The sequence below is a fragment of the Bartonella sp. AP1QHHD genome (assembly GCF_042196265.1).
In the GTDB taxonomy this organism is placed as follows: domain Bacteria; phylum Pseudomonadota; class Alphaproteobacteria; order Rhizobiales; family Rhizobiaceae; genus Bartonella.
The window spans coordinates 1-25,179 of record NZ_JBHIPW010000024.1 but is presented as its reverse complement, the minus strand read 5'-3'; the positions used below and the strand labels follow the sequence as shown (position 1 = coordinate 25,179).

The following is a 25,179-nucleotide window of genomic DNA, read 5'->3' as shown; positions in this document are numbered from 1 at the left end:
GTACGCAAACTCCTGTAGATCAAGCACCTGGTTCAGAAATGCCCATGGAGCAAGATCCAAATACGCAGTTTCCTGTGGAGTAGTTGTTAGAAATATCTACGGAGCTCTGATGCGGCATGTATCAGCTTCGTAGAAGAAATTCGTAAGATATAAAGCAGGAGATAAGTACAAGATATCAGTGGAATGAGTATCATTATTTTGAATATACTTTTAATTTAAAAGAGAAAGTCCGTGGGGTATTTAGTCAATCTTTAATTTTTGAGACAAATAGCTATTTGTAGAATATACAAAAAGTGATGTTTGTAAAATTTACTACAAAGAAAGAGAATGTGTGAAACAAGTTTTTATATTGTGTGAGATAAAAAAGCTACGAAGCAGTAATATTTTTAGATTTAAAGAATTTATATTAAAGATAGCATTAAAATTATTTGTAATAATAATATGTAATTGAAATCAAAAATTTAGAGAATAATCAGAAAATTTAATGAAAACCGTTGCAATGACAGTTATAGGTGCTGGTTCTTTTGGTACTGCATTAGCGATAGCTCTTGCCCGTAATGGTCATAATGTTTTACTTTGGGGATATAGTCCTCAACATATCAAAGAATTACAGGAACAACGTTGTAATCAAGTATATTTACCCGATATTCGATTTCCTGACAATTTATTACTTGAAGCTTCGCTTGAAACTGCTATAACAGCAAGTCACAATATATTAATCGCTGTTCCAAGCCATGTATTTCATCAAGTTTTGTATAATATTCAGCCTTATTTAGATCAGCATTCACGCGTTATTTGGGCGACAAAAGGTTTAGAACATGGTACCGGACGTTTCTTACAAGAGGTTGCTCGTGAGATTTTAGGTGAAAAAATTCCTTTAGCTGTTTTTTCTGGACCAACTTTTGCTCAAGAACTAGCTATTGGTTGGCCTACTGCAATGACGATAGCAGCTTCTGATGTTGAGTTTGGTAAAGAATTGCAGCAACTTTTTCATTGTGACAAAAGTTTTAGAGTTTATAAAAGTTCAGATATGATTGGTGTTCAATTAGGGGGAGCAGTCAAAAATGTTATTGCTATTGGTGCAGGAATATCAGATGGTATAGGTTTTGGGGCAAATGCACGAATAGCTCTTATCACACGAGGACTAGCTGAAATCAGTCGTTTAGGGGGGGCTATGGGTGCTGAGCTTTCCACATTTATGGGAATGACAGGCTTAGGTGATCTGGTTTTGACATGTACTGATAATCAGTCACGTAATCGTCGTTTTGGAATACTTCTTGGTAAAGGAATAGATATAAAAGAAGCGGAAAAACAAATTGGTCAGGTTGTGGAAGGATACTTGAATACCAAGGAAGTACATACGTTGGCGCAGCGTATTGGGGTAGAAATGCCCATTGTAGAACAAATTTATCAAATTCTCTATTGTGGTAAAAACATAACTGAAGCGGCAAACACATTATTAAGCCGCGCCCTCAAGGACGAAATACAATAATATCCTGTTTTTTAATAATTCAAATCATAAAAAATAGAAACATGCTATGATAGACATATAAAATAGATTGTATTGATGGTTGTATAAGGTAGTCATATTCCAGCAAATTATAGATTCATATCATTCGATTCTTTATGAAACATGGCTGAAATATAAAAGTTTTTGCTTTTGTCTAAGAGCTATCTCTTTGAAGATAAATTATCCGTTTCCACTTACACATGTTTGTGTAATGTAATGAACAAGATATTTTTATTGTCTCTTAAATTCATCTCACAATGATATTTGCAAACAGAATAATACAAGACTCATTAGGTAGAAGCATCTTATTTATATAACGTATAAGCTAAGAATATCGGGGCAGGGATATTGTGTATCTCTGTTTTTGTAATTCTTTAAAACAAGAAGACAATCTGTTTTGGGAAGAAGATGAAATTTTAAAGATGAAAACTAGTTCCCATTTCTACAATCATTTTTAAATTCAGTTTTACGCTATCTAAAGCAATATCTTTTAAATAATGGAGATTATCTCACACCTTTATTTTTCTCATTTTCTAATGAAAAGCATTTCCCTGATGTGTCAGGTAAAATAGAACGCCCAAAAAAACACGATTGCTGTTATATATTCACACGCTTGTTTTAAGAGATCTCTCTTAAAACTCCCAAGTCTAATTCGCGACGGTGACCGTGAATAGTGTAACGATAAAGCCATTGTGCACATCCCCATTTTTACGTTTATGAAGGAGGAAGCCGATCATCATTACACCCCCCAATGTTGAGACAGCTCTAGGTACTTGAAGCTGTTCAGTAGAGATATTTAAGCCTTTTATTTTCTCACATATCAATTCTGTTTTTTATATGCAAGAAATGATTTTTGGAATTATAACTTTGAAAGTCTAAGATTGAAAAAAATGTTATTGTACTTGTTTGTGGCTGTCATTTAAACTGAAAGAATAATCTGATTATAAAGATAATAAATTGGTTTATATGAATAATTTATTTTTGTATTGAATTAATTAAAAATATGCGTTTACTTGTCACAAGTAGATTAATATGTGGATAAAAATTATTAAAGATACTTCTAATGAATCATCTCAAGTGTCAAGGGTTGTTTCAATATGAGAACATGGCAAGTAAAATGACGGTGTCGGTTTGTCATCTGTATAAACATTAAAATGGTGGTGAAAAAAGGATTTTATGTACTTCACAGGGATTTTTATACGTTTTACAGGTACCATTGTGAAATGGAATGGCGTGCATTGAGAGATATCTTTAAAAAAATGCATGAAAGAGCAACAGCTATAGTATTTTTGGGCGTTCTATTTTACCTGATACATTAGAGAAATGCTTTCATTAAAGAATAATAGTAAGATTAATGATTGATTTCTTTACGCCTTCATATTCATCCTAAATTAGATTGTATTTGCGTTTCAAGAATAAATCAAACGGTAGGAATATTTTTTTCAATTTTCTACACAAAAGCTGAAACTAAGGATTTTAATAATTCTCTAATCTCTTTTTCAAAATACGGTGGCATGAGGGCTGAGGATTGATTTATAAGCAACGACAAAAGCGTATGCTTTAGTAAGGTAAATAACGTCATAAAATACAAAATTTATCAACCATGGATTGAAGAAATATTCCGGATTTTTATAAAATATTTTGCGAAACAGGGCATCGTACATCTGGTTTTGTATTGACTTATTCTTACAAATATTTGCACATATTCCTTACGTCATATTATTATAAGTCAATACACTATTATATAGCTGAGAAAGTACTCAATACCCGATTAAAGCACTATGCACATGATTGATTTTATTTTTTAGTGCAATGAAATAAAATTTATCCTTCTTGGGAATCGTCACTTTTTTTCAGTTCTTCAAGTATTGGCATAGACATGATGTTATATCCTGAATCAACATAATGAATTTCACCTGTAACACCTGATGATAAGTCAGAGAGTAGATAAAGAGCAGATTTTCCAATTTCATGAATATTTACGGTACGCCGTAATGGGGCATTACGCCGTTGATGTGAAAATATTGCACGTGCAGCTGCAATACCATTACCTGCTAAAGTTCTAACAGGACCAGCGGAAATCGCATTGACACGGATATTTTGAGGACCAAAATCCGCAGCTAAATAACGTACCATAGCTTCTAAAGCTGCTTTAGCAACACCCATGATGTTATAATTAGGCACAACTTGCTGTGAAGCACCATAGGTAAGAGTTAAAAGTGTTCCTCCATTGGGCATAAGCTTACCGGCGCGCTGGGCAATTTCAGTAAAGGAATAAGCTGAAATAACCATCGTGCGTTGAAAGTTTTCACGTGTTGTAACATCAACGTAACGCCCTTTTAGCTGAGTTTTATCTGAAAAACCAATGGCATGGACAATAAAATCAATTGTTTTCCATTCTTTTTCAAGTTGCTCAAAGACGTAATCAATATTTTCACTTTTTTCAACGTCACACTCTAGCACTAATTTGCAGCCAAGTTTATCTGCTAGGGGATGAACACGTTTTCCAAAAGCATTTCCTTGATAAGTCAACGCTAATTCCGCTCCTGCTTGTGCGAGCTGACAGGCAATGCCCCAAGCAATTGAATGGTCATTCGCAATTCCCATAATAAGGCCGCGTTTGCCCTCCATCAAACCTTTCATATTATTCTCCGTAAGACCGTACTTTTTTCAATTACTAAGAGCTTTTGTTTATACATAACGTTGGAAAACAAGCGTTGCATTGGTACCGCCAAAGCCAAAAGTATTCGACAATACGGTATTCAGTTGTTGATGATCACGTCGTTCACGAACGATTGGCATATCAGCAAAAGCTGGATCAAGTTCTTCAATATGGGCACTTTCACAAATAAAATTATGATTCATCATTAACAATGTATAGATTGCTTCGTGAACACCTGCTGCTCCCAAGGAATGTCCTGTTAGAGACTTGGTAGCGGAAATGGGGGGGCATTGATCACCTGCTCCAAAGACACGACGGATAGCTTCTATCTCAGGAGGATCACCAACAGGAGTTGCTGTCGCATGGGGATTGATATAATCAATTTTATTATTGACTGTTGCAAGAGCCATGCGCATGCATCGTTCTGCTCCCTCTCCTGATGGGGCAACCATATCATGTCCATCGGATGTCGCACCGTATCCAACGATTTCTCCGTAGATTTTTGCACCACGTGCTTTAGCAAGTTCTAAATCTTCAAGGACTAAAACGCCAGCCCCTCCAGCAATGACAAAACCATCACGATTAACATCATAAGCACGTGAAGCTTTGTGAGGGGTGTCATTATATCTGCTGGACATAGCGCCCATGGCATCGAATAAAACAGATAGTGTCCAATCCAAATCTTCGCAGCCACCGGCAAAGATGCGCTTCTGTTTACCATATTGAATCATTTCGTAAGCATTACCAATACAATGATTGGAGGTAGCACAAGCTGAAGAGATTGAATAATTGATCCCCTTTATTTTAAAGAAAGTTGCTAATGTTGCAGATGCTGTAGAACTCATCGCTTTAGGGACAACAAAAGGTCCAACACGTTTTGGACCTTTTTGGCGTGTAATGTCAGCAGCTTCTACGATTGAATGTGTTGAAGCACCTCCAGAACCCATAATAATACCCGTGTGTTCGTTCGACACTTCATGCGGTTCTAGACCCGCATCAGCAATTGCTTGATCCATGGCGATGTGATTCCATGCTGTTCCACGCCCATGAAAACGTAGAGCACGTCGATCTACGAGTTCTTCTATATTAATATCGGGCTTGCCATAAACTCTGCTACGAAAGCCTAATTCAGCATATTGAGGTGCGTAAGAAATTCCGGATTTTGCTTCACGTAAACTGGTTAAAACAGCTCCAGGGTTATTTCCAATTGCGGAGACAATTCCCATTCCGGTTACAACAACTCGACGCATTCATACCTCCTCGTTCCATACAGAATAGTGAAAAGTTCTTTCTGACGGAAATAACGTTCAATCTTCTTTGAATAAAGCAACGCGTAAATCGTTCGCCTTATAAATAGTCTCTCCATCTGCTTTTAGCCACCCATCAGCTATTCCTAAGACTAAATTTCCACGTCGAATACGCTTAAAATCTATTTCATATTCAAGAATTTTGGTTTGTGGAGTTACCATCCCTGATAACTTTACTTCACCTGTTGATATTGCTCTTCCTTTGCCTGGTTCGCCTAGCCAACCAAGAAAAAAACCTGTTAATTGCCACATACCATCCAGTCCGAGACATCCTGGCATGACGGGATCGCCTATAAAGTGACAATTAAAGAACCACATGTCTGGTGTAATGTCAAATTCAGCGCGAACCATTCCTTTATCGTATTTACCATCAGTTTCACTAATTTGAGTGATTCGATGAATCATTAACATTGGCGGTGCTGGCAATTGCGCATTACCTCTACCAAACATTTCGCCGCGAGCGCAGCTTAGAAGCTCTTCATAAGTGTAGCGAGACTTTTGTTCAGCCATTGTTACTCCATTTATTTGCATATATCTTTATTTCTGCGCTTTTCCCAACCTACTTTTAGAGCAAATTTTAAAGAGAGGGAAATGATTTTATATCATTTTTAATGACAAAAGCCTTTTTTTATGTATTCTACATAGGTAATTATTTAAAAATGGAATACAAGATTACACCATACTATTCCCATTTTTTTGTATTTTGATCTTATTTAGCAGGAATATATTTGGGTTTGTAATATGTCAGTGAGTGCAGACAATTTAGATATGAATGAAGAGCAGCAGTTCACAAAAGAGTGTGGAAAAATTGTGCAATATTATTCCATTTCTATGTTAGAAAAACGTTTGCGTCAAAATGGTCTGCGTCCAACACGTCAGCGGTTGGAACTTGCACATATGATTTTTTCTCAAGGAAATCGTCATATTACTGCTGAAGAGCTCTATGAGGAAGCGGTGAGGGTAGGTGTACCTGTATCTTTAGCAACGGTTTATAATACGCTTCATCAATTTACGGAAGCGGGATTATTACGGATTATTGCCGTAGAAGGCTCAAAAACTTGGTTTGATACCAATACCTCTGATCACTACCATTTTTATATAGAAGGCGAAAATCGTATTCTTGATATTCCTTATAATTTGGAAGAAGCTCCCATTATTAGAAATTTGCCTAAGCCACCAGAAGGTATGGAAATTTCACATGTTGATTTAATCGTGCGATTGAAACCAAAAAATCAATCTTGTGATAGGCAGTGAGGATATTCAATGAGGAATAAAAATTAAACTTGTTGAGTTTGAGTATTCACCAACCTTTTACTTTTTCATCAGGATAGATTCCCCATAACTGGGGTTGCTGAAGCCATCCGCGCGTATTATTAATGTTTAGTTCGCACCATTGTCCATCACATTGGCGGATGTTACCAATGACGTTAGGTTCTACTTCCGCCACAAGTTCTGCGTTGTCGGTGGGGTTTTTTCGTAGCATCAGCCTTTTTGTTTTATCTTTTTGCCATGGAATAGTTATAGCAGTTCGCTTTCCCGATAAAAGCGATTGATACACCCATCCCTCATCGCCTTCTGCATCACGAATTTTGCGCCATTGATCATATTCTTGAATGATTTCAATAGGTAAGCCCTTCTTTTTGTAGGTGAAAATGATAGAATAGTTGCTTCCTGGTCCGACGCGTACATTAACGCTGGTGGGTTTAATCGAAGCAAATCGCGGAAGTGGTAAACCACTGGGCCCTAAATTTTGATTAAATGTTTGTGCATGCAACAAATGAGGTGAACCCAATACAATGACTATTGCTATTAAGATACATGATATGAGTATTGAAACGCGAAACCAACGAGAATTTTGCACACCGAACTCCTTTATTTCGTCATATATTGGAAATTTAAAATCTGAAAGATAAGACTGGAAACTGATAAAAAGTATGACACATTGCTCGTTAAAGAGATCTAAACGATGAAAAAATTGCTACAAAAATATCAAAATAAGGAAAACAAAAGGTTTGTATTTCTTAGTGCTTATCTTGTTTATGAGGGGGTAGATATAAATAAACATGAGATTTTTATGTAGCTGTAGGCGTGATAAAACAGTAAAGTATACTGGAGCCTTAGCAGTTTTTGTACAGGAAATTAGGGCTAAAGTATTGCATCTCTTTTCTGAGTTTGTTTCTCAAAGTAAAAATGCATGTATGCATATTATGAACAAAGAGCTGTTCAGTAAAGGGATTATTGTGTGGCTTGAAAAGAAGTTTTGAATGAACAAAATAATACGATAAATAAAACATTTAAGCGTAAAAATATGAGCAACATTTATAGAGTAGATTGATATATGAAGGGCTAACAGGATACTTTTTCGTGATAATTCATTTATAAAATTTGCTACACTCTAATCTTATGCCATGATAATGCTTATCCGTATGGTAGATAAGCTGGCTTCATCGTTCTATTTACCAGCTTTCAATGTTATGCTATTCCTATTATTTATGGTATTCATAAGAAGCCTTTTTGTTTTTTCTTAAATAGCTTTTATTCTATTTGCGGACGAATCCCGCTTATGATGTACAAGAAAATAATCTTCATTGATTCAATATGAGAAAGTGTTGAGAAACTTTACGTTATTCAGAATTATTAATTAATATGAAAAACGATTACTTATAATAACAAATCTCCGCTTTAGAAACTTTAACTCGTTATTTAAATTTTAAAAACATTTCCATCAAAAATAGTAATAAAAGGTACATTCATCCATATTAAAACACAGTGTTTTCTCTGTTTATTGTCAATTTTCTTTTTCTCTAACTCAGTATAGAAGAAAGTTGAATGAAATAGAAAGGCTTATTCGATACACTGATGAGGGTAATTACATAAGTGATGAATAGAAGAAATTTATCAAGAAAAAAGAATCTATAGTGCAGTGGTTGAAATTCGTCATCCTTTAGAGAAACAGAATCAAGAGATATAAAAAGTTATGGAATTATATCGTTTCGTTACATAACTGAAGGGAAAGAGGATTATGAATTTGATATTATATTTTACACACAATCGCATATTGCGATAGTTATTTTTGTTTTGTAATCAGACCTAGGATGATCGAAAGATGTAGAATATTTAATGACAAAAAAGAAATTCATCATGAAATTTGTACATAAGAAGCAGTGATGTAATAGATATCCAGAAGGAGAAAATTATAGCGAAAAGTGATAATAAAACACCCCGCACTCAATTTACATAGGAAAAAGTCGCTTAAATATCTCAAGTGTAGTTTGTTATCTATTTTTTGAAATATAAGAGTGAAATAAAAACCACCTCTATGATAGAAATCTTATTATTTTCAAATAACTAACATATTAGATAACATTGTACACAAAAACCTACACACAAGCAATTTATTGCAATCCCCTATGAAGATAAAATTTTCTAGTAGCTTACTATCTATTGCTTATGCAATTATATAATATTATAAAGTATATTACTTTACCGCAACAGTCCGTCCGTTACTAACAAAACCCTCTCTTTGCGCACGCTTACGAGCAAGCTTACGTGTACGACGAATAGCTTCAGCTTTTTCACGAGCACGCCTCTCAGATGGCTTCTCATAATAACTACGCATTTTCATTTCACGGAAGATACCTTCACGTTGCATCTTTTTTTTCAACGCACGGAGCGCTTGGTCAACATTATTATCACGAACGAGTACTTGCACTATCTATCCTGCTTTTTTCAGTGTCATAAATGATAGGAAAAACCTACGTCCTTTTAAAGGCAGATCCAAAAGGACAAGCACCTATATCATATAAATAAGACATTTGTCTATATCGCTTTTTAAAATTCTATTCTTTTTGCAATAAAACACTTTTTATAATGAATGATAAAATTTTACGGTTATAAATTTATGAAAGTCCTTGTATTTGATCATTTTCGTCAAGCTGAATTTTTTCAGCCGTGGGATAATGGGGTAGTCCCGGCATGGTCATAACATCTCCACAAATGACAACAATAAAGCCGGCTCCTGCGGAGAGACGAACTTCTCGTACGGGAATTTCAAAATCAACAGGAGCACCATATTGCTTGGGATCAGAAGAAAAAGAATAAGGTGTTTTTGCCATACAAATAGGGTAGGCGCCAAAACCTTCTTTTTCCCAAGATTCAAGTTGTTTGAGAATAGGGGGTGAGATGATGGCGCCACGCCCACCGTATAGCTTTGTTATAATACAATTAATTTTTTGAACGAGTGGAATATTATCTTGATAGAGAACTTTAAAATGAGAATCTTTTTCTTCAATCAAGGTAACGAGTTCTTGTGCAAGTTCTATAGCGCCTTTTCCACCTTGTTCCCAATGCTTACAGATAATAGCTTTGTGTCCAGTTGCTGCAACTATTTTTTGTAATGTTTTTATTTCAGCATCGCTATCGCTGTCAAAATGATTGATAGCCACAACACAAGGAATACCGTAGTGCTCCATATTTTTTATATGCCGTAAAAGATTAGCTGTTCCTTTTTCTAAAGCGGTGATATTTTCTTCTGTCAGGTTATTTTTATCCACACCACCATTCATTTTTAATGCACGAATAGTTGCGACGATCACTGTAGCATTTGGTATAATACCTGCTTGCCTACATTTGATATTGAAGAACTTTTCTGCTCCAAGATCTGCTCCAAACCCTGCTTCTGTGACAACATAATCAGCAAGTTTTAAAGCAGTTTTTGTTGCTATAATTGAATTGCAACCATGAGCAATGTTGGCAAAAGGTCCTCCATGAACGAGAACAGGATTATTTTCAATTGTCTGTACGAGATTGGGTTGTATAGCATCTTTTAGAAGAACTGCCATTGCACCTTCCGCATTAAGATCAGCAACGGTGATGGGCGTTTTATCATAACGATAAGCAACAATAATTTTCTTGAGTCTTTGTGTGAGGTTTTCTAAATTTTCAGAGAGACAAAGAAGCGCCATAATTTCTGATGCAACAGTAATATCAAAACCTGTTTGACGTGGAAAACCATTTGTTATGCCCCCCAATGAAATGACAATATCGCGCAATGCACGGTCATTCATATCAAGAACGCGTTTCCAAACAATGCGACGTGGATCAATGTTTAGAGTATTTCTCCAATAAAGATGATTATCTATCATTGCGGCAAGAAGATTATGAGCAGCTGTAATAGCATGAAAATCACCGGTAAAATGTAAATTAAGGTCATCCATTGGAATGACTTGCGCATAACCACCACCAGCAGCACCACCTTTTACACCAAAACAGGGACCTAAAGATGGTTCTCTCAAGGTAGCTATTGTTTTTTTACCAATAAGATTAAGAGCATCACTTAGTCCAACTGTTGTTGTTGTTTTGCCTTCTCCCGCAGGTGTGGGATTGATAGCTGTGACAAGGATAAGTTTACCATCTGGATTTTTATTAAGCGATTTTATGTATTCAGAAGAAATTTTAGCTTTATCATGACCATAGGGAATGAGATTTTCATGTGAGATACCAATTTTTTGTGCAATTTCAATAATATGTTGCTTTTTAGCAGTGCGAGCAATTTCAATATCAGTTTTAGGCATGGAAAAATTCTTTAAACTTAGCTTTTATTAACGTTTGGGATCTGTACCCCATGGATTAATTAGAAAAATTCATAGAGAACAGAAAAATATTAAGATATCATAGAAATCGATAATATGCCATGCAAGAGATAATGCTAAAGAAGCACAAGAAGAGTTTTATTGTTTTTTAGGAAAAAGAATCTTTTTGCTTTTAAGCAGTAAAAATACGTTTAATTCAATTAAAAATATTGCGAAAAGAAGCTTTGGTTTGCAACAAATGCTGATGATATTAATGGATACCATAAGTGTTTCATAGTAGTACGTTTGAGAAGTAGTTTATTTATTCTTTCCAACAACACACTGAAAAAGTTTCACATGGTGGTAAACCGGAATTTATGGCGGCTCATCTGAAGTCCCTCTTAAGATGGGACTGCTAGGAATAAAATATCCAGAAACATCCAGTTATGGAACAATTAGAAATAAGCACGTAAAAAATTACCTAACTGAGTAGAGAGTATAATCCGGAAGAGACCAAAAACAAGCGCATAGATTGAAAAAAGAAAACAACAACACACGCTACTCATGCAATCGCTACGATTATAAGCTAATAAAAGCACCTTAGAGCTGAATTGAAGGACTCATAACATCTTATTTTAGCAAAATGGCTAAAGAAACGACTCACAACAAAATGAAATGACAAAATACAAAATAACAAATCACAAAATAAAGAATTTAAAAAGTCTGACTTTATAAGAATTGTTGATGATGGCGCACCCGAAGAGATTCGAACTCCTGACCCCCAGATTCGTAGTCTGGTGCTCTATCCAGCTGAGCTACGGGTGCATACATTTCAATTTTTTACATTGTCTAAGACAAAGGGTTCCTAATCGTTTCATTAAAGAAATGCAAGTGAAACTTGGATAGTAATAAAAAAAATTCTCTTTTTTATGAGATATTTTAAAAAAGGATATAATATATTATGGCTTCAGTTGGTTTTGATATGAACATTTTTTTGTCATGACCATACAAAGCAATATGAACGATAGTTAACTTGACGTTTTAATCTATGAAAGATAGTCAAGCAGAGATGAGATGTGTTTTTTGCGGTGGGGGTAAGATATACACACCCGCTGTTGGGTTTTTGTGTAAAACGCCGAGTATTACTGTTGAAAACTATTTCAGATGAAGATGGCACAGCAAGGGCGGATGTATGGCGTTATTAAAAAAGAGCTTTCCATTGGTGTTTTTAATCGTTGTTTTAACGGTTACCTATTGGGCTGGAAAAAAGAGTGCGGACCAACCCATTTCTATGGTGGATAAAACAAGAGTATCGGATAAAGCTTCAAATGAAAAAATGGGAAGGCCACCGGTAAATGTTGTCGTTGATCTTGTAAAAGTTCAAGATCTTTATGAACAACTTAACGTTCTTGGGAGTGGAAAAGCTCTTGCAGAAGTCGAGCTTACCCCTTTATCCTCAGGTGTTATTGATAAGCTTTTTGTATCAGCGGGTACAAAAGTACAAGCCGATGATGTGATTGCAAAGCTTGATTCTAAAAAAGAAGAAATAGCGGCTGCAAAAGCAAAAGTGCAACGTGATAACAATGCGTTAACGCTTTCGCGCATTCTTAAATTACGCGCCAGCAATACAGCAACGGAAGTTCAAGAAATTATGGCACGCTTAGAGTTGGATAACGCAAATTTAGTTTTGCGTAATGCTGAATTAGATCTCGATCGGCGAACAATTCGAGCACCGATTCCTGGAGTTGTTGGTATTTTGCCCGTTGATGCGGGGAATAACGTGGCCCTTAATACTGTAATAGGCCGTATTGAGAATAGAGAACGTATTTTGGTCGATATATGGGCCCCTGAACGATACGTGTCGCGCATCCATAAAGGAGATGAGGTAACGGCAACGTTAATCGCGCAGCCAGATAGATCTTTTGTTGGTCATATTTATGCGATTGATAATATCGTTGATCCAGAAAGTCGCACACTTCATGTTCAGGTTGAAATCAATAATGAAAAAGATACGCTCATGTCTGGTATGTCCTTTTCTGTTTCCTTGCAGTTTCATGGTGGTTCTTTTCCTGTCGTTAATCCTCTTGCAGTTCAATGGAATAGTAAAGGATCATTCGTTTGGCGTGTGAGAGAAGGAAAAGTAGAGTCTATTCCCGTAACAATTATTCAGCATAAAGCGGATCAGGTTTTCGTGAAAGCTCCCCTAGAAAATGGTGATCAAGTTGTCATTCAAGGGGTGCAAATGCTTTATCCAGGAAGTAAAGTAACTATTGATGACCCAAAGTCTCATCAACAGCAATTATCAGTAGGTTATGGAACGGATATACAATGAGCCAAGAATTGAGCACAAAACAGCCTACGTCAAAGGTGGAGCAAGGTGGTCTCATTACCTTATTTATTCGCAGACCGGTTTTTACTCTTGTTTTGAATGCTATGATCATCATTGCAGGATTTGCAGCATGGTTAAATGTTGATGTAAGAGAATTACCCGATGTTGATACTCCCGTAACAACGATTGTGACGATGTTTTCTGGTGCATCGGCGGAAACAATTGATCGTGAAGTTACAAAAATTATAGAAGATGCTGTTTCTCGTGTTTCAGGTGTTAAGACGATTTCTTCAACGTCTTCTTTTGGACGCTCCCGTGTGAAGATTAACTTTAATGTCGGTGTTGATTTGAATGTTGCTGCATCTGATATTCGTGATGCTCTCTCTCGTGTTACCTATTCTTTACCGAAAGATGCGGATTTGCCTTTGATTATTAAAGCAGATTCGAATGCTGCTGCCATGATGTATTTGGTTGTAACGTCACCAACAATGAGTGTTGATGATTTAACCACGATTGTAAACGATCAGATTGTTGATGCTATTTCTGCTGTTGATGGTGTTGGTGATGTACAGGTCGATAGTGCTCGCACAAAGATTTTTCAGATTGATATAGATCAAGCAAAACTTGCAAGTTATGGATTAACTGTAGCAGATATTTCACGTGTTCTTGCTGATATGACAACAGATGTGCCAGTAGGGTCATTACGCAATTCTAAGCAAACTTTAGTTGTACGTGCTACTGCACGTTTAACAACACCAGAATCTTTTGAACAAGTTGTTTTAAAGCCTCATGTGCATCTTGGTGATGTTGCGCATGTTACTTTATCGCCGGATATAGAAACAGTTATTCTTCGTATCAATGGAAAGACAGGTATTGGATTAGGTATCGTGCGTAAAGCACAATCCAACACTCTTAATATTTCTGAAGGTGTGAGAGCCGTTGTTGATAATCTCAAAAGTATTGTTCCTTCTTCTGTAAATATAGACGTTATTAATGACGATGCAATTTTTATTAAAAGCGCTCTTCATGAGGTTGAAGTTGCTTTGGTCATTGCTATTTTGAGCGTTATCTTGGTCATTTTTCTTTTTCTCAGAGACATTCGTGTAACGCTGATACCTGCTTTATCTCTTCCTGTCACTTTGATTGGTACCATTGCAGCTATTTATCTTGTAGGGTTTTCATTGAATATTCTCACATTTTTAGGACTTGTTTTAGCAACAGGGCTTGTTGTGGATGATGCCATTGTTGTTCTTGAGAATATTGTTCGGTGGCGCAACATGGGATTAGGTTCCAGAGCAGCAGCGGTGATAGGAACACGTGAAGTATTTTTTGCTGTTTTAGCAACAACATTGACATTAGTGGCTGTGTTTGTTCCTATTTCCTTTCTTCCTGGGCAAGTTGGAGGACTTTTTAGAGAATTCGGTTTTGTTTTGGCAATTTCTATTTTGCTTTCTTCAATTGTTGCTTTAACGCTTTGTCCCATGTTGGCTTCACGTTTTCTCAAAGAACATATTGAGGAGAAAGAGGAAAAGTCCCATCATTATTTTACTTTTTTATATAAATTAGGTACTTTTTTTCATAAGGCATATACGTACAGTTTGCATAAGTGTTTAGAAAAACCTTGGGCTATTGTTTTTGCTTCACTTATTTTTGGGGGGCTTTGTATTGGGGGCTATATGAAACTGCAACAGGAATTAACGCCAGCAGAAGATAGAGCTCTTATCTTTTTGGTCATTAATGGACCACAAGGTATTTCGACACAATATTTGAACGAGCAGGTAGAGCAAATTGAAGCAAGTCTACAGCCATTACGTGATGCAGGGGAGATTGCTAACAGTTACTCTATCGCGGGTATTGGAGGTTCACCCAATACTGCTTTTTTGATTTTATTGCTTTCATCTTGGAATAAACGTTTACGTAGTCAGCAAGAAATCGTGAAAGATGTTAATGCAAAGGTTAAACAGTTTCCCGCAGTTTTTGTGTTTGCTGCGCAGGGAAATTCTCTAGGTGTGAGCGGAACTGGGCAAGGGTTGCAATTTGCAATTCTTGGCAATGATTATGCAACATTACAACCCATTGCTGATAAGCTGGTTAGTGCTTTACAAGATGATCCGCGTTTTATTCGCCCACGCCTTACTGTTGATGCAACACAACCGCAATTTTTTATTGAAATCAATCGAAAAAAAGCCTCCGATTTAGGGATTGATATCACGAATTTGGGCGATACATTACAAGCAATGTTGGATGGTAAAAAGATTGGTTCCATTAACGTGGATGATCATTCTTACGATGTTAAATTGATATCGCGTACAAATTCTATGAAGAGTCCTAGCGATTTAGAAAATATTTTTTTAAAAACCAAAGACAATCGATATGTTCCTTTATCGGTTATTGCGCGTTTACATGAAAAAGCTATTGCTCCCCAACTAAAACGGGAAAAACGCATGAGTGCTGTTATTTTAAGCGCAAATCTTGCTCCAGATATTGCTTTAGGGGAAGCTTACCAAACTGTACAGAAAATTGCTTCTCCTTTGTTATCGAAAGGAACCTACTTGGTTCCCTTAGGGGAAGCCGAAACGCTTAATGAAACATCTTCCAATTTTATGATTGTTTTTGGCATTGCCTTTTTGATTATTTTATTGATTTTGGCTGCTCAGTTTGAAAGCTTTATTTCAGGATTCATTATCATGGCCACTGTCCCATTAGGGATTGGTTGTGCTGTAATTGCTATGCTATTAAGTGGTGTAAGTCTTAATATTTACAGCCAAATTGGATTAATTTTGTTAATTGGTGTTATGGCAAAAAATGGTATTCTCATTGTTGAATTTGCAGATCAATTACGCGATCAGGGAAGAAGCGTGCGTGAAGCCGTAGAAGAAGCAGCAAACATTCGCCTTCGTCCAGTTTGTATGACAATGATTTGTGCCATTTTAGGAGGTATTCCTTTGGTTTTGGCCAAAGGTGCTGGCGCAGAAGCTCGTATAGCTTTAGGTTGGGTTATCGTTGGTGGCTTAGGTTTAGCAACTATTTTTACGCTTTATGTTACACCGGTTGTTTATCTTTTTTTAGGGCGTTTTATAAGACCAAAAGCAGAAGAAAATTTACGCTTAATAAAAGAACTCAATCAAGTTAAATGATGTATATGATAGAAAAGATTTGAAAGTTTATTCTTGTAAAAATATCATTTTCGGATCTTATACTTTATATTTTGTATATTCCTTCATTTTTATGTGAGCAGTGAAAATAGCGATCAATAAAGGAGATGCTTTCTGCTTTGTTATTGTTTGGGCATAGATTTCATTATCAATAACCGTATAGGATAAGCTTATGGGAGATAGCTTTTCGATTCGAAATGAAATGGCTTTTGAAGCCACATTAAAAGCTTTAAGAAACCATGCCGCAAAGGATGGGGTCTATGATATTCGTCGGCATTTTGTAGAAGATGAACAGCGTTTTTCCCATTTTTCCCTCAGACTTGATGATCTTCTTTTCGATTTTTCAAAATGTGGTGTGACATTTAAAACATTGCAACTTCTAGATGATTTAGCTGTCGCAGCAGATGTGTTAGGCCGGCGTGACGCAATGTTTTCTGGTAAGGCTATTAATACAACTGAAAAACGCTCAGTTCTTCATATTGCGTTACGTTTACCTGCTGATGAAATTTTCATGTTGGATGGTCATAATCTTATTCGCGATATTCAAGACGTCCTTGAAGATATGGAAAGATTTTCTGAAAAGGTGCGTGATGGCAGCTATAAGGGAAACAGTGGCGAGAGAATAAGTGATATTGTCAATATTGGTATTGGTGGTTCTGATCTTGGTCCTGCAATGGTCACATATGCTTTAAAACCTTATCATGATGGTCCACAGTGTCATTTTGTTTCTAATGCTGACAGTGCCCATATTTCTGATACTCTCTCTATTTTGAATCCAGCAACAACGCTGTTTGTCATTGCTTCTAAAACTTTTACAACGGCTGAAACAATGGTAAATGCTCAAGTTGCACGTCAGTGGATTTGTTCACATTTAGGAGAAGAAGCCATTGGTACGCATTTTGTTGCTGTTTCAAGTGCGCTTGATAAAGTAGCAGAATTTGGCATAGATTCCACAAGAGTTTTTAAATTTTGGAATTGGGTGGGAGGACGTTATTCAATTTGGTCAGCCATTGGACTTGTTGTTATGTTTGCAATAGGTGGTGGAAATTTCCGCCAATTTCTCAATGGTGCATTGCAAATGGACCAACATTTTAAAACAATGCCTTTGCATAAAAATATTCCTATTCGTTTTGCTCTTTTAGGATTCTGGCATCGTGTTATTTGTGGTTATTCATCACGTTCTATCATTCCTTATGCACAGCGTTTAATACATTTTCCAGCTTATTTACAACAGCTTGATATGGAATCAAATGGTAAGCAAGTCTCGCTGGATGGAAAACCATTAAGTTTTTCAAGTGGTCCAATTGTTTGGGGGGATTCAGGAACAAATAGTCAACATGCTTTTTTTCAGCTTCTGCATCAAGGAACAGATATTATTCCTGTAGAATTTATTTTATTTATAAAAGGGCATGAGAAAAAATTACATTCTATGTATGAGATGTTGCTAGCAAACGGTTTAGCACAATCAAAAGCCTTGATGAAGGGGCGTAGTATTGAAGATGCTCGGCATATCTTGATAAAAAATGGAGTTGATGAGGGTGAAGCAGACCATTTAGCACGTCATAGAAGTTTTAAAGGAAACCGTCCCAGCATTACGCTGGTTCAAGATTCATTAACACCTTTTGCACTCGGTCGTCTTATTGCGCTTTATGAACATCGCACTTTTGTTGAAGGGATTTTAATGAATATTAATTCATTTGATCAATGGGGTGTTGAACTTGGTAAAGAATTAGCAAACGAGTTACTACCAATTCTTCGTGGAGAAAGTAAAGCGGATAATCGTGATAGTTCAACATTAGGGTTGCTAGCACATATTCAAGCAAGACGTGCAAAATAAATATAATTTTACAGTAGTTTTTGTACTAACTAAGCAAAAGTAGAATGAGAGAGAAATATGAGATAATTCTTTAATTTTACTATACGTTCTCTTATTATCTGGATTAGATTTATGTAACAGAAAATCAAAAAAGTGCAAAAATTGTAAAAATGAGAATTTATTCGCAAAAACGATAAAGACCTTTGAGAGGTCTTTGAAGACCCTTTGAGACCCCCCTTAAAATCCTTCGAAAAAAATAAATTGGTACAAAACCTAGTGGCAAATTATACAAAACCTGCTGTCAAGCTACACAAGCTACAATATCGCTTTATAAACTGTGGCGGAGAGAGAGGGATTTGAACCCCCGATAGAGTTGCCCCTATGCCGCATTTCGAGTGCGGTGCTTTCAACCACTCAGCCATCTCTCCATAATAAAGTGAAACAAAAATCGGCACTATTTGAGTGTATAAGGGGTAGATAACCTTCAATTGTTTTTGGTACAACCTTTTTTTCTTTTTTATGGAACTTTATTGACAGAGAATAGAAATTCCTTCATATATACAAAATATAAGCGCGGGGAAATCTGCGCATATTTGTGTTAAAGAAGGTTTTATCCTTCTTTGAGATCTATTGCGACTGATAAAAAGCAGCCTATTTTCCCTTATTTCAAGGCAGAAATTAAATAAGAGCTGGAGTGAACGGAAGGATAAAAAATGTTCGCAGTCATTAAAACTGGTGGTAAGCAATACCGCATTGTTGCTAATCAAGTGGTAAAAGTTGAAAAAGTTAGTGGAAATGCGGGTGATGTAGTTGAATTCAATGACATATTAATGGTTGGGCAAGAAGGTAATGCGGTTATTGGTACCCCTGTCGTTGCTGATGCATTGGTGACAGCTGAGATTTTAGAACAGGCACGTGGGCGCAAGGTTATCGCATTTAAGAAGCGCCGTCGCCAAAATTCTAAACGCACGCGTGGCCATCGTCAAGAATTTACGAGGCTTCGTGTTTTAGAAATTTTAATGGGTGGTTCAAAACCTAAAAAAGTTGCTGCGAAACCTATAAAAGAAGAAGAAACTACACCAAAAGAAACAAAAGCTGCTGCTTCTGTTGAGAAGACGGCTAAAAAAACGGTTGAAAAAAAGACTGCGCCGCAGAAGAAAGCATCTGTAGCATCAAAGAGTAAGAAAGATTAAAGGAGAGCGTCTATGGCACATAAAAAAGCTGGTGGTTCCTCGCGTAATGGTCGTGATTCAGAATCGAAACGTCTAGGCGTTAAAAAATTTGGTGGTGAAACCGTTATTGCCGGAAATATTATTATTCGCCAGCGTGGTACACGTTGGCATCCTGGAAACAATGTCGGCATTGGAAAAGACCATACGCTTTTTGCATTATCAAATGGAAAGGTTTCTTTTCAACGCAAAGCGGGTAATCGTTCCTATGTTTCAGTCATTCCTATGGTGGAGGCAGCAGAGTAATCTGTAACACTCTCTAGCCATCAACGGGATTTCATTGAATTGTAGTTGTGGTTTTATAAGTATTCAAAGGGAAAGATGAATCTCATCTTTCCCTTTTTGCGTTGGTACTATAATAAATGTAGAAGATAAAAAGGTAGAATTGGGGAAATGGCTTTTCTCAATGAGGGAAAAAGTTTGTGCGCTGTTATGTTAGTATTTAAATACTGAACATATTGATATTATGATAGAGTTTGTTGATAAGTTTCTGTATAATAATCAGTGAGGAGAGACTTTCTTTTTATGTATGAAGAAGCGTCGAGTAATTTCTTATAAGAGAAGCAGTTTGTTTTCAGAAAATTATGAGAAATTTAATGAGAGCATTATTGATGTAATCATTTTGATAAAGATGGATCTTTTTATCGGCATTGTGGTATTGATGAGTTGTCATACTGTTTTTAGGTGGTAGTGTGGATAGGTGGGGCTATTCATTTAAAAAGACATAGGGATAAAAATCCATAAGAAGGTAGTCAAAACTACTTTGAAAGTGACGTGCATTAAGGAATTTTCGGTAAATCGAGAGTGAAATTATATTTTTAAGGAGTACGGTGTTTAAAGATATAAAAATAACCAACGTGCAATCAGCGCCCTTCAAGAATATTTTTTCTGATTTCACTATTATTGTGTATTGTTGAAAATAAACAAGCATAAGAGCTAGGGTTAAGGCAATAATTGCTTTTCATTTTTTACTTTATTTATCTTATTTGTAGAGTTTTTCTTGATTTTAGTAGTTGGTGATGGTGCTTGGGGGGGGATGTCGTACTTTGCAAATGTGCGACAGAGGGCATTGTGTATTTGCGATATTGATTGAAGTAAAGGTGTAGCTTAAAATATATAAATATTATATATCGAGAGTTTGATATCATAAGAGATGGGTAGCACGGAATAAAGATGATAAGTTGCATGGAGCAATTTGTAATTATGTAATGAATTTATAAAGAGGGATAATAGGTTAAATAAACTTTGAGGAATCAATTAAAATATTAGCTGAAGTTACGGATGATTAGGAAGGATGCTTTCTTGTAGGGAGAATAATGAAAAGTTATGTTGGATAACTTAGGATCAACTTAGGATAATGAGAGCATTTTGAAAGCATAGTTTTTCAGGTGATTGGTGCTGTAAAAAACGGGGTTTTGTCTTTGTAAAGTAAAAGAGTAAGAGGCAGACTTGTTTATGATGGTTTTAAGCACTTAGGTGGATAATAATATCTAATTGTTTTATCGGTTATATTGAGGTATTTAAGCACCTCACTTAGCTATATTCTGTAGAATATAAAGAGAGCTGTGGTGGTATTTATAGCTTGTATTTTGGGAAATGCAGCTTTGAAAAGGAATGTATCAGAGATATTGGTGTTCAAATGTGAGGCAATTTGAATTCATGATGAGATATGAGAAAGCAGAAGCAATGAATGTAGATTTTACTGATGGTGAAATCTTGTCTATAAGATCTGTACAACTTGCAGCTGCTTTTGATCATAAAAATGATGCAATTTATGCTGCTGCTGAATTGCTTTTGCAGGTTGGTGCAGTTGATAAGTGTTATCTGGCAAGTATGCTTGCACGTGAAGAAACAACCAATACTTGGCTTGGAAATGGTATAGCCATTCCTCATGGTATGGCTGAAAATCGTGATTTAATTATCAAGGATGCTGTTGCTGTTATACAGGTGCCTGCTGGTGTTGAGTGGCAGGATGGCAAGAAAGCATATTTGGTTATTGCCATTGCAGCGTGTCCAGATCGCTATAGAGAAATTTGTAAAAAATTGACGTCTCTTTTATTTGATAAAAAACAGCTTGAAGTACTTGCAACAACTATGGACAAACAGCAAATTGTTACAACTTTGTTTGACCAAGAGATGAAGATAGAAAAAACTTTTATTGGTGACCTTTCGGTGTGTCAGGAATGGACTTTAGATTATCCAAGTGGTCTTCATGCACGACCAGCTTCTCTATGGGTTGATTTTGCGAAAAAGGCTCAAAACTCTATCAGAGTTCGCCATGGTCAATATACCGTTGAAATGAAAAATTTGGTTGGTTTATTGCAATTAGGAGCAAAAAATGGTGATGTTCTGATTTTTTCTACAGATGCTGCAGAAGGAGCACAACTTCTCAATGATGCCATTGCTATTGCAAAAAAAGTGAGTATTAGTGAAAAATGTCTGATGAGAGCAATGGAATCTCAAACAAAGGCTTTTCATGGTTGGTATCCACGCTCTATGCAAAAAGGCATTTCTGGTGTTGGAGCGAGTTCAGGATTAGCATTTGGTAAGATTTTTGTTTTAAGGCAAAATGATATTTCCATAATAGATCAGCCAATTGATTTTGCAGCTGGTGCAGCATGTCTTGAAAATGCTCTTACAAAAACAAAACATAAAATGGCATCTGTGATTTCTGATATTACAGTGCGTATGGGAGCAGATTCTGCTGCGATTTTTTCTGCGCAAATGGTTTTGCTTGAAGATGAAAATTTAATAGCTCAAGCTTGTCGTTTTATAGCGGAAGGTCATGGTGTCGCTTGGTCTTGGGATAGAGCGGTTCGTCAATTTTCAGATATGTTTTTTAAGGTAGATAATCCTTTGTTAGCAGCACGTGCTGTTAATTTAGTTGATGTTGGTCGACGTGTTTTAGGTGAAATCAATCCATCCTATAGATCGTTCTTTTTAAATGATATTCCACATGGTGTAATTCTGGTTACAAATGACCTTTCTCCTTCTGATGTAGCACAACTTGATTGTACAAGGGTAAAAGGATTAGCAACAGCATGGGGAGGTCCATTATCTCATACAGCTATTTTGGCGCGTACTCTTGGTATTCCAATGGTTGTTGCTACAGGTGATGATATTTTAGCAATACAGTCTGATATTCAGGCTATTATTGATGGCGATAACGGGTTTATTTACCTTGATCCTACGCTTGAAGACGTTGAAGATGCTCAAAGGCATATTGATACTGTTGCGCAAAAACGTGTCAGTGAAATAAATGCATGTAGATTACCAGCGCAAACGACAGATGGTCAAAGAATTCGTATCATGGCTAATGTCAACTACGCAAATCAGGTTCCTGTTGCGCTTGATTTAGGGGCTGAAGGTGTTGGACTCATGCGCACGGAATTTTTGTTTTTAGAGAATCCATATATTCCGGATGAAGAGCTACAATTTAATATATATCGGGCGATGATTACAGCTGTAGGAGATAAGCCATTAATTATTCGTGCACTTGATATTGGTGGAGATAAACAGGTTACGCATTTACATTTATCTAAAGAGGACAATCCTTTTTTAGGTGTTCGAGGAACGCGGCTTTTGTTACGTCGACGTGATCTTTTTGTGCCTCAATTACGTGCTTTATATCGAGCGGCAAAAGAGGGTGGAGATCTATGGATTGTGTTTCCGATGGTCATGTCTGTTTCAGAGATTGTCGCTATAAAAAAGATTGCAGAAGAAATCCGCAACGATATTAATGCACCAAAATTAAAACTTGGTATTATGATCGAAGTTCCAGCAGCGGCCATTATGGCAGATGTATTGAGCGCCCATGTTGATTTTTTTTCAATTGGAACCAATGACCTAACACAGTATACAATGGCTGTTGATCGGCAAAATCCGTACCTTGTGTCTGAAGCTGATAGCCTTGATCCAGCAGTTTTGCGTATGATTTATCAGACTATTCAGGGAGCTGCACAACATAAGTGTTGGGTTAGTGTATGTGGTGGTATGGCTGGAGATCCTTTTGGTGCAATGATTTTGACTGGATTGGGAATTAATGAGCTTTCTATGATATCTTGCGATATTTCTCCAGTAAAGGCGTGTTTACAGACTCATAGTTTTGAAGATATGAAAATTTTAGCACAAAAAGCATTACAATGTGAAACTGCACGAGCTGTACGTGCTCTAAGCAAGGATATAAGGTGATAAAGAACATTAAGGGGAAAGAACGAGCCCATTTTGCAGACTAATCAGATCTTTAGTGCTGTAAAACATTAATACAGTATATTAATTTATAATGGTAATTTATCGTTTTACATAATGAGAACCCTGAATATTGTAGGTTTTTTTCGTTTTAAATTTCTCTATATTTAATTAATAAAAATTACTCTTTTATACATTACAAGGAGGAGTAATGTATGGATAAAAACACTCTAAGAAAGAATAAATTCCTTTTATGCATTCTCTCAAATAGCAATAGATATTGTAACATTAGGCGACAAATAGCGTGATAGTACTTGGCTTTTACTTTTTATTTAAGGAAAGATGATGCTATCCAATAGATTTTATACCATTCATAGATACCGTATGAGGTAGATGTGGCAAGCTTTAAGAGATGTTTTTTACAAACGTGTGGATGAGAAAGAAAATAGTATTTTTAGAGTATTCTGTTTTGTGATGAGACCATATCACGCTTAAAGAATGCGATAATCAAAAGTATGAAGTAATACGTAATTTCTTTTAAATAATTGAGATTACTTTAGATATTTTGAAAACTGTAAAGCTGAATTTAAAAGTATATGGTAAAAATGAAAACAGGTTTGCATTTTTATTATTTTGTATTTGATCAAAATGAGACTATTTTTTCATTTCAGAAAATAAAATATATTCATACATATTAAATTAAAAATGCAAAGTTTTTTTCTGAATTTTATTTTCTTTAGTATCAACTAAATATAGAAGTGTGAAATTGAATAGAGGATTTAGAGTAGGGCTTATTATGTAATCCTATGAAAGAGAAAACTGACACCATCACACTATTTTATAGCTCTCAATGTTGCAAAAATTCGTGCTATTTAAGAAAATGCATAAGAGCCACTTATCCTCTCTTAAAATGTTCTTCCCCCACATACCATCCCTTCCTATGACGTATAAGTAAGTGATTTTAATTATTTGGTTGTGTAAAACTATGGACTGTATGCCAATTTTAAGAGAAGTATTTTTTTGTGAAGCAGAAAGTGCGTAAATGAGCATGAAAGTTTATAACTGGTGACAATCTTTTTATTCTCATTATTGTATTCTACAAACCTATCCACGAAAAAAGTTTTTTCTTAAAAAGAAGGGATGTGCTTGTTATTCAACAGATAAAAGCTCTTACTTTAATAAATGAATTTGTTTTTTGGGTTTTGAATGTATAGTTTAGACTTGCACGTTATTTCTTTCTGGGTATAGTGCAAACTTCTGGAGAGGTGGCCGAGTGGTTGAAGGCGCACGCCTGGAACGCGTGTATATGGGAAACCATATCGAGGGTTCGAATCCCTCTCTCTCCGCCATACAATTTTCTCCTATGTATAACATATTGATTCTTTGTAATCTTTTTAAAGGTTCGGGAGCGTT

At 36.1% G+C, this 25,179-nt stretch carries 14 protein-coding genes and 3 tRNA genes; 9 read left to right on the top strand and 8 right to left on the bottom strand.

Features of this window, described 5'->3' with window-relative positions; translation table 11 throughout:
* The first annotated feature begins 484 nt into the window (after nucleotides 1-484).
* A complete protein-coding gene (gene gpsA, locus ACFIME_RS03230; protein ID WP_375633702.1) occupies nucleotides 485-1,492 on the top strand; it encodes an NAD(P)H-dependent glycerol-3-phosphate dehydrogenase in 1,008 nt (335 codons plus the stop codon).
* 1,842 nt (nucleotides 1,493-3,334) lie between these two features.
* Here gpsA and fabI read toward each other — a convergent pair.
* From fabI to fabA, 3 genes are read right to left on the bottom strand one after another with little or no spacing between them, the layout of a single operon-like run.
* The gene (gene fabI, locus ACFIME_RS03225) at nucleotides 3,335-4,153 is read right to left on the bottom strand and encodes an enoyl-ACP reductase FabI (protein WP_375634021.1); all 819 of its coding nucleotides are present in this window, start codon (nucleotides 4,151-4,153) and stop codon (nucleotides 3,335-3,337) included.
* A 48-nt stretch (nucleotides 4,154-4,201) separates the two neighbouring features.
* The gene (gene fabB / locus ACFIME_RS03220) at nucleotides 4,202-5,422 is read right to left on the bottom strand and encodes a beta-ketoacyl-ACP synthase I (RefSeq protein ID WP_375612835.1); all 1,221 of its coding nucleotides are present in this window, start codon (nucleotides 5,420-5,422) and stop codon (nucleotides 4,202-4,204) included.
* A 57-nt stretch (nucleotides 5,423-5,479) separates the two neighbouring features.
* Nucleotides 5,480-5,989 carry a 3-hydroxyacyl-[acyl-carrier-protein] dehydratase FabA gene (gene fabA, locus ACFIME_RS03215; protein WP_273722474.1) on the bottom strand — a complete coding sequence of 170 codons (510 nt, stop codon included), beginning with the start codon at nucleotides 5,987-5,989 and terminating at the stop codon, nucleotides 5,480-5,482.
* 231 nt (nucleotides 5,990-6,220) lie between these two features.
* Between fabA and irrA the strand changes: the two genes are divergently transcribed.
* Nucleotides 6,221-6,733 (top strand): iron response transcriptional regulator IrrA, encoded by a 513-nt coding sequence (gene irrA, locus ACFIME_RS03210; RefSeq protein ID WP_375684470.1) that lies wholly within the window; start codon nucleotides 6,221-6,223, stop codon nucleotides 6,731-6,733.
* A gap of 46 nt (nucleotides 6,734-6,779) precedes the next feature.
* Here irrA and ACFIME_RS03205 read toward each other — a convergent pair whose 3' ends face one another.
* The 4 genes from ACFIME_RS03205 to ACFIME_RS03190 form a co-directional block, all read right to left on the bottom strand.
* Nucleotides 6,780-7,340 carry an SH3 domain-containing protein gene (locus ACFIME_RS03205; RefSeq protein WP_375633705.1) on the bottom strand — a complete coding sequence of 187 codons (561 nt, stop codon included), beginning with the start codon at nucleotides 7,338-7,340 and terminating at the stop codon, nucleotides 6,780-6,782.
* Nucleotides 7,341-8,957: 1,617 nt separating this feature from the next.
* On the bottom strand, nucleotides 8,958-9,191 hold the full coding sequence (gene rpsU, locus ACFIME_RS03200) for a 30S ribosomal protein S21 (protein ID WP_273717519.1): 234 nt from the start codon (nucleotides 9,189-9,191) through the stop codon (nucleotides 8,958-8,960).
* Nucleotides 9,192-9,378: 187 nt separating this feature from the next.
* Nucleotides 9,379-11,052 (bottom strand): formate--tetrahydrofolate ligase, encoded by a 1,674-nt coding sequence (locus tag ACFIME_RS03195; RefSeq protein WP_375684469.1) that lies wholly within the window; start codon nucleotides 11,050-11,052, stop codon nucleotides 9,379-9,381.
* A 745-nt stretch (nucleotides 11,053-11,797) separates the two neighbouring features.
* A tRNA-Arg gene (locus ACFIME_RS03190) sits at nucleotides 11,798-11,874 on the bottom strand.
* Nucleotides 11,875-12,241: 367 nt separating this feature from the next.
* On the opposite strand from ACFIME_RS03190, the gene ACFIME_RS03185 reads away from it, so the two are divergent.
* From ACFIME_RS03185 to pgi, 3 genes are all read left to right on the top strand, one after another.
* On the top strand, nucleotides 12,242-13,381 hold the full coding sequence (locus ACFIME_RS03185; protein ID WP_375661957.1) for an efflux RND transporter periplasmic adaptor subunit: 1,140 nt from the start codon (nucleotides 12,242-12,244) through the stop codon (nucleotides 13,379-13,381).
* Nucleotides 13,378-16,515 carry an efflux RND transporter permease subunit gene (locus ACFIME_RS03180; protein WP_375684468.1) on the top strand — a complete coding sequence of 1,046 codons (3,138 nt, stop codon included), beginning with the start codon at nucleotides 13,378-13,380 and terminating at the stop codon, nucleotides 16,513-16,515. The genes ACFIME_RS03185 and ACFIME_RS03180 overlap by 4 nt, the downstream gene beginning before the upstream one ends.
* A 190-nt stretch (nucleotides 16,516-16,705) precedes the next feature.
* Complete coding sequence (gene pgi / locus ACFIME_RS03175) at nucleotides 16,706-18,370, top strand: glucose-6-phosphate isomerase (protein ID WP_375633709.1); 1,665 nt, start codon at nucleotides 16,706-16,708, stop codon at nucleotides 18,368-18,370.
* Between the two features lie 317 nt (nucleotides 18,371-18,687).
* On the opposite strand, the gene ACFIME_RS03170 is transcribed toward pgi, so the two are convergent.
* Nucleotides 18,688-18,777: transfer RNA gene (locus ACFIME_RS03170), tRNA-Ser, on the bottom strand.
* A gap of 285 nt (nucleotides 18,778-19,062) precedes the next feature.
* Between ACFIME_RS03170 and rplU the strand changes: the two genes are divergently transcribed.
* The 4 genes from rplU (at nucleotide 19,063) to ACFIME_RS03150 (ending at nucleotide 25,115) form a co-directional block, all read left to right on the top strand.
* A complete protein-coding gene (rplU, locus tag ACFIME_RS03165; protein ID WP_375633223.1) occupies nucleotides 19,063-19,542 on the top strand; it encodes a 50S ribosomal protein L21 in 480 nt (159 codons plus the stop codon).
* 12 nt (nucleotides 19,543-19,554) lie between these two features.
* Nucleotides 19,555-19,824, top strand: a complete 270-nt coding sequence (rpmA, locus tag ACFIME_RS03160; protein ID WP_273723965.1) for a 50S ribosomal protein L27 — start codon at nucleotides 19,555-19,557, stop codon at nucleotides 19,822-19,824.
* A 1,413-nt stretch (nucleotides 19,825-21,237) separates the two neighbouring features.
* The gene (gene ptsP, locus ACFIME_RS03155) at nucleotides 21,238-23,769 is read left to right on the top strand and encodes a phosphoenolpyruvate--protein phosphotransferase (protein ID WP_375684467.1); all 2,532 of its coding nucleotides are present in this window, start codon (nucleotides 21,238-21,240) and stop codon (nucleotides 23,767-23,769) included.
* A gap of 1,256 nt (nucleotides 23,770-25,025) precedes the next feature.
* Nucleotides 25,026-25,115: transfer RNA gene (locus tag ACFIME_RS03150), tRNA-Ser, on the top strand.
* The last annotated feature ends 64 nt before the right edge of the window (nucleotides 25,116-25,179 follow it).

Bases quoted from the DNA above. Each gene is read 5' to 3' on its own strand.
- gpsA (WP_375633702.1), top strand. From the start codon at position 485: ATGAAAACCGTTGCAATGACAGTTATAGGTGCTGGTTCTTTTGGTACT.
- fabI (WP_375634021.1), bottom strand. From the start codon at position 4,153: ATGAAAGGTTTGATGGAGGGCAAACGCGGCCTTATTATGGGAATTGCG.
- fabB (WP_375612835.1), bottom strand. From the start codon at position 5,422: ATGCGTCGAGTTGTTGTAACCGGAATGGGAATTGTCTCCGCAATTGGA.
- fabA (WP_273722474.1), bottom strand. From the start codon at position 5,989: ATGGCTGAACAAAAGTCTCGCTACACTTATGAAGAGCTTCTAAGCTGC.
- irrA (WP_375684470.1), top strand. From the start codon at position 6,221: ATGTCAGTGAGTGCAGACAATTTAGATATGAATGAAGAGCAGCAGTTC.
- ACFIME_RS03195 (WP_375684469.1), bottom strand. From the start codon at position 11,052: ATGCCTAAAACTGATATTGAAATTGCTCGCACTGCTAAAAAGCAACAT.
- ACFIME_RS03185 (WP_375661957.1), top strand. From the start codon at position 12,242: ATGGCGTTATTAAAAAAGAGCTTTCCATTGGTGTTTTTAATCGTTGTT.
- ACFIME_RS03180 (WP_375684468.1), top strand. From the start codon at position 13,378: ATGAGCCAAGAATTGAGCACAAAACAGCCTACGTCAAAGGTGGAGCAA.
- pgi (WP_375633709.1), top strand. From the start codon at position 16,706: ATGGGAGATAGCTTTTCGATTCGAAATGAAATGGCTTTTGAAGCCACA.
- rplU (WP_375633223.1), top strand. From the start codon at position 19,063: ATGTTCGCAGTCATTAAAACTGGTGGTAAGCAATACCGCATTGTTGCT.
- rpmA (WP_273723965.1), top strand. From the start codon at position 19,555: ATGGCACATAAAAAAGCTGGTGGTTCCTCGCGTAATGGTCGTGATTCA.
- ptsP (WP_375684467.1), top strand. From the start codon at position 21,238: ATGATGAGATATGAGAAAGCAGAAGCAATGAATGTAGATTTTACTGAT.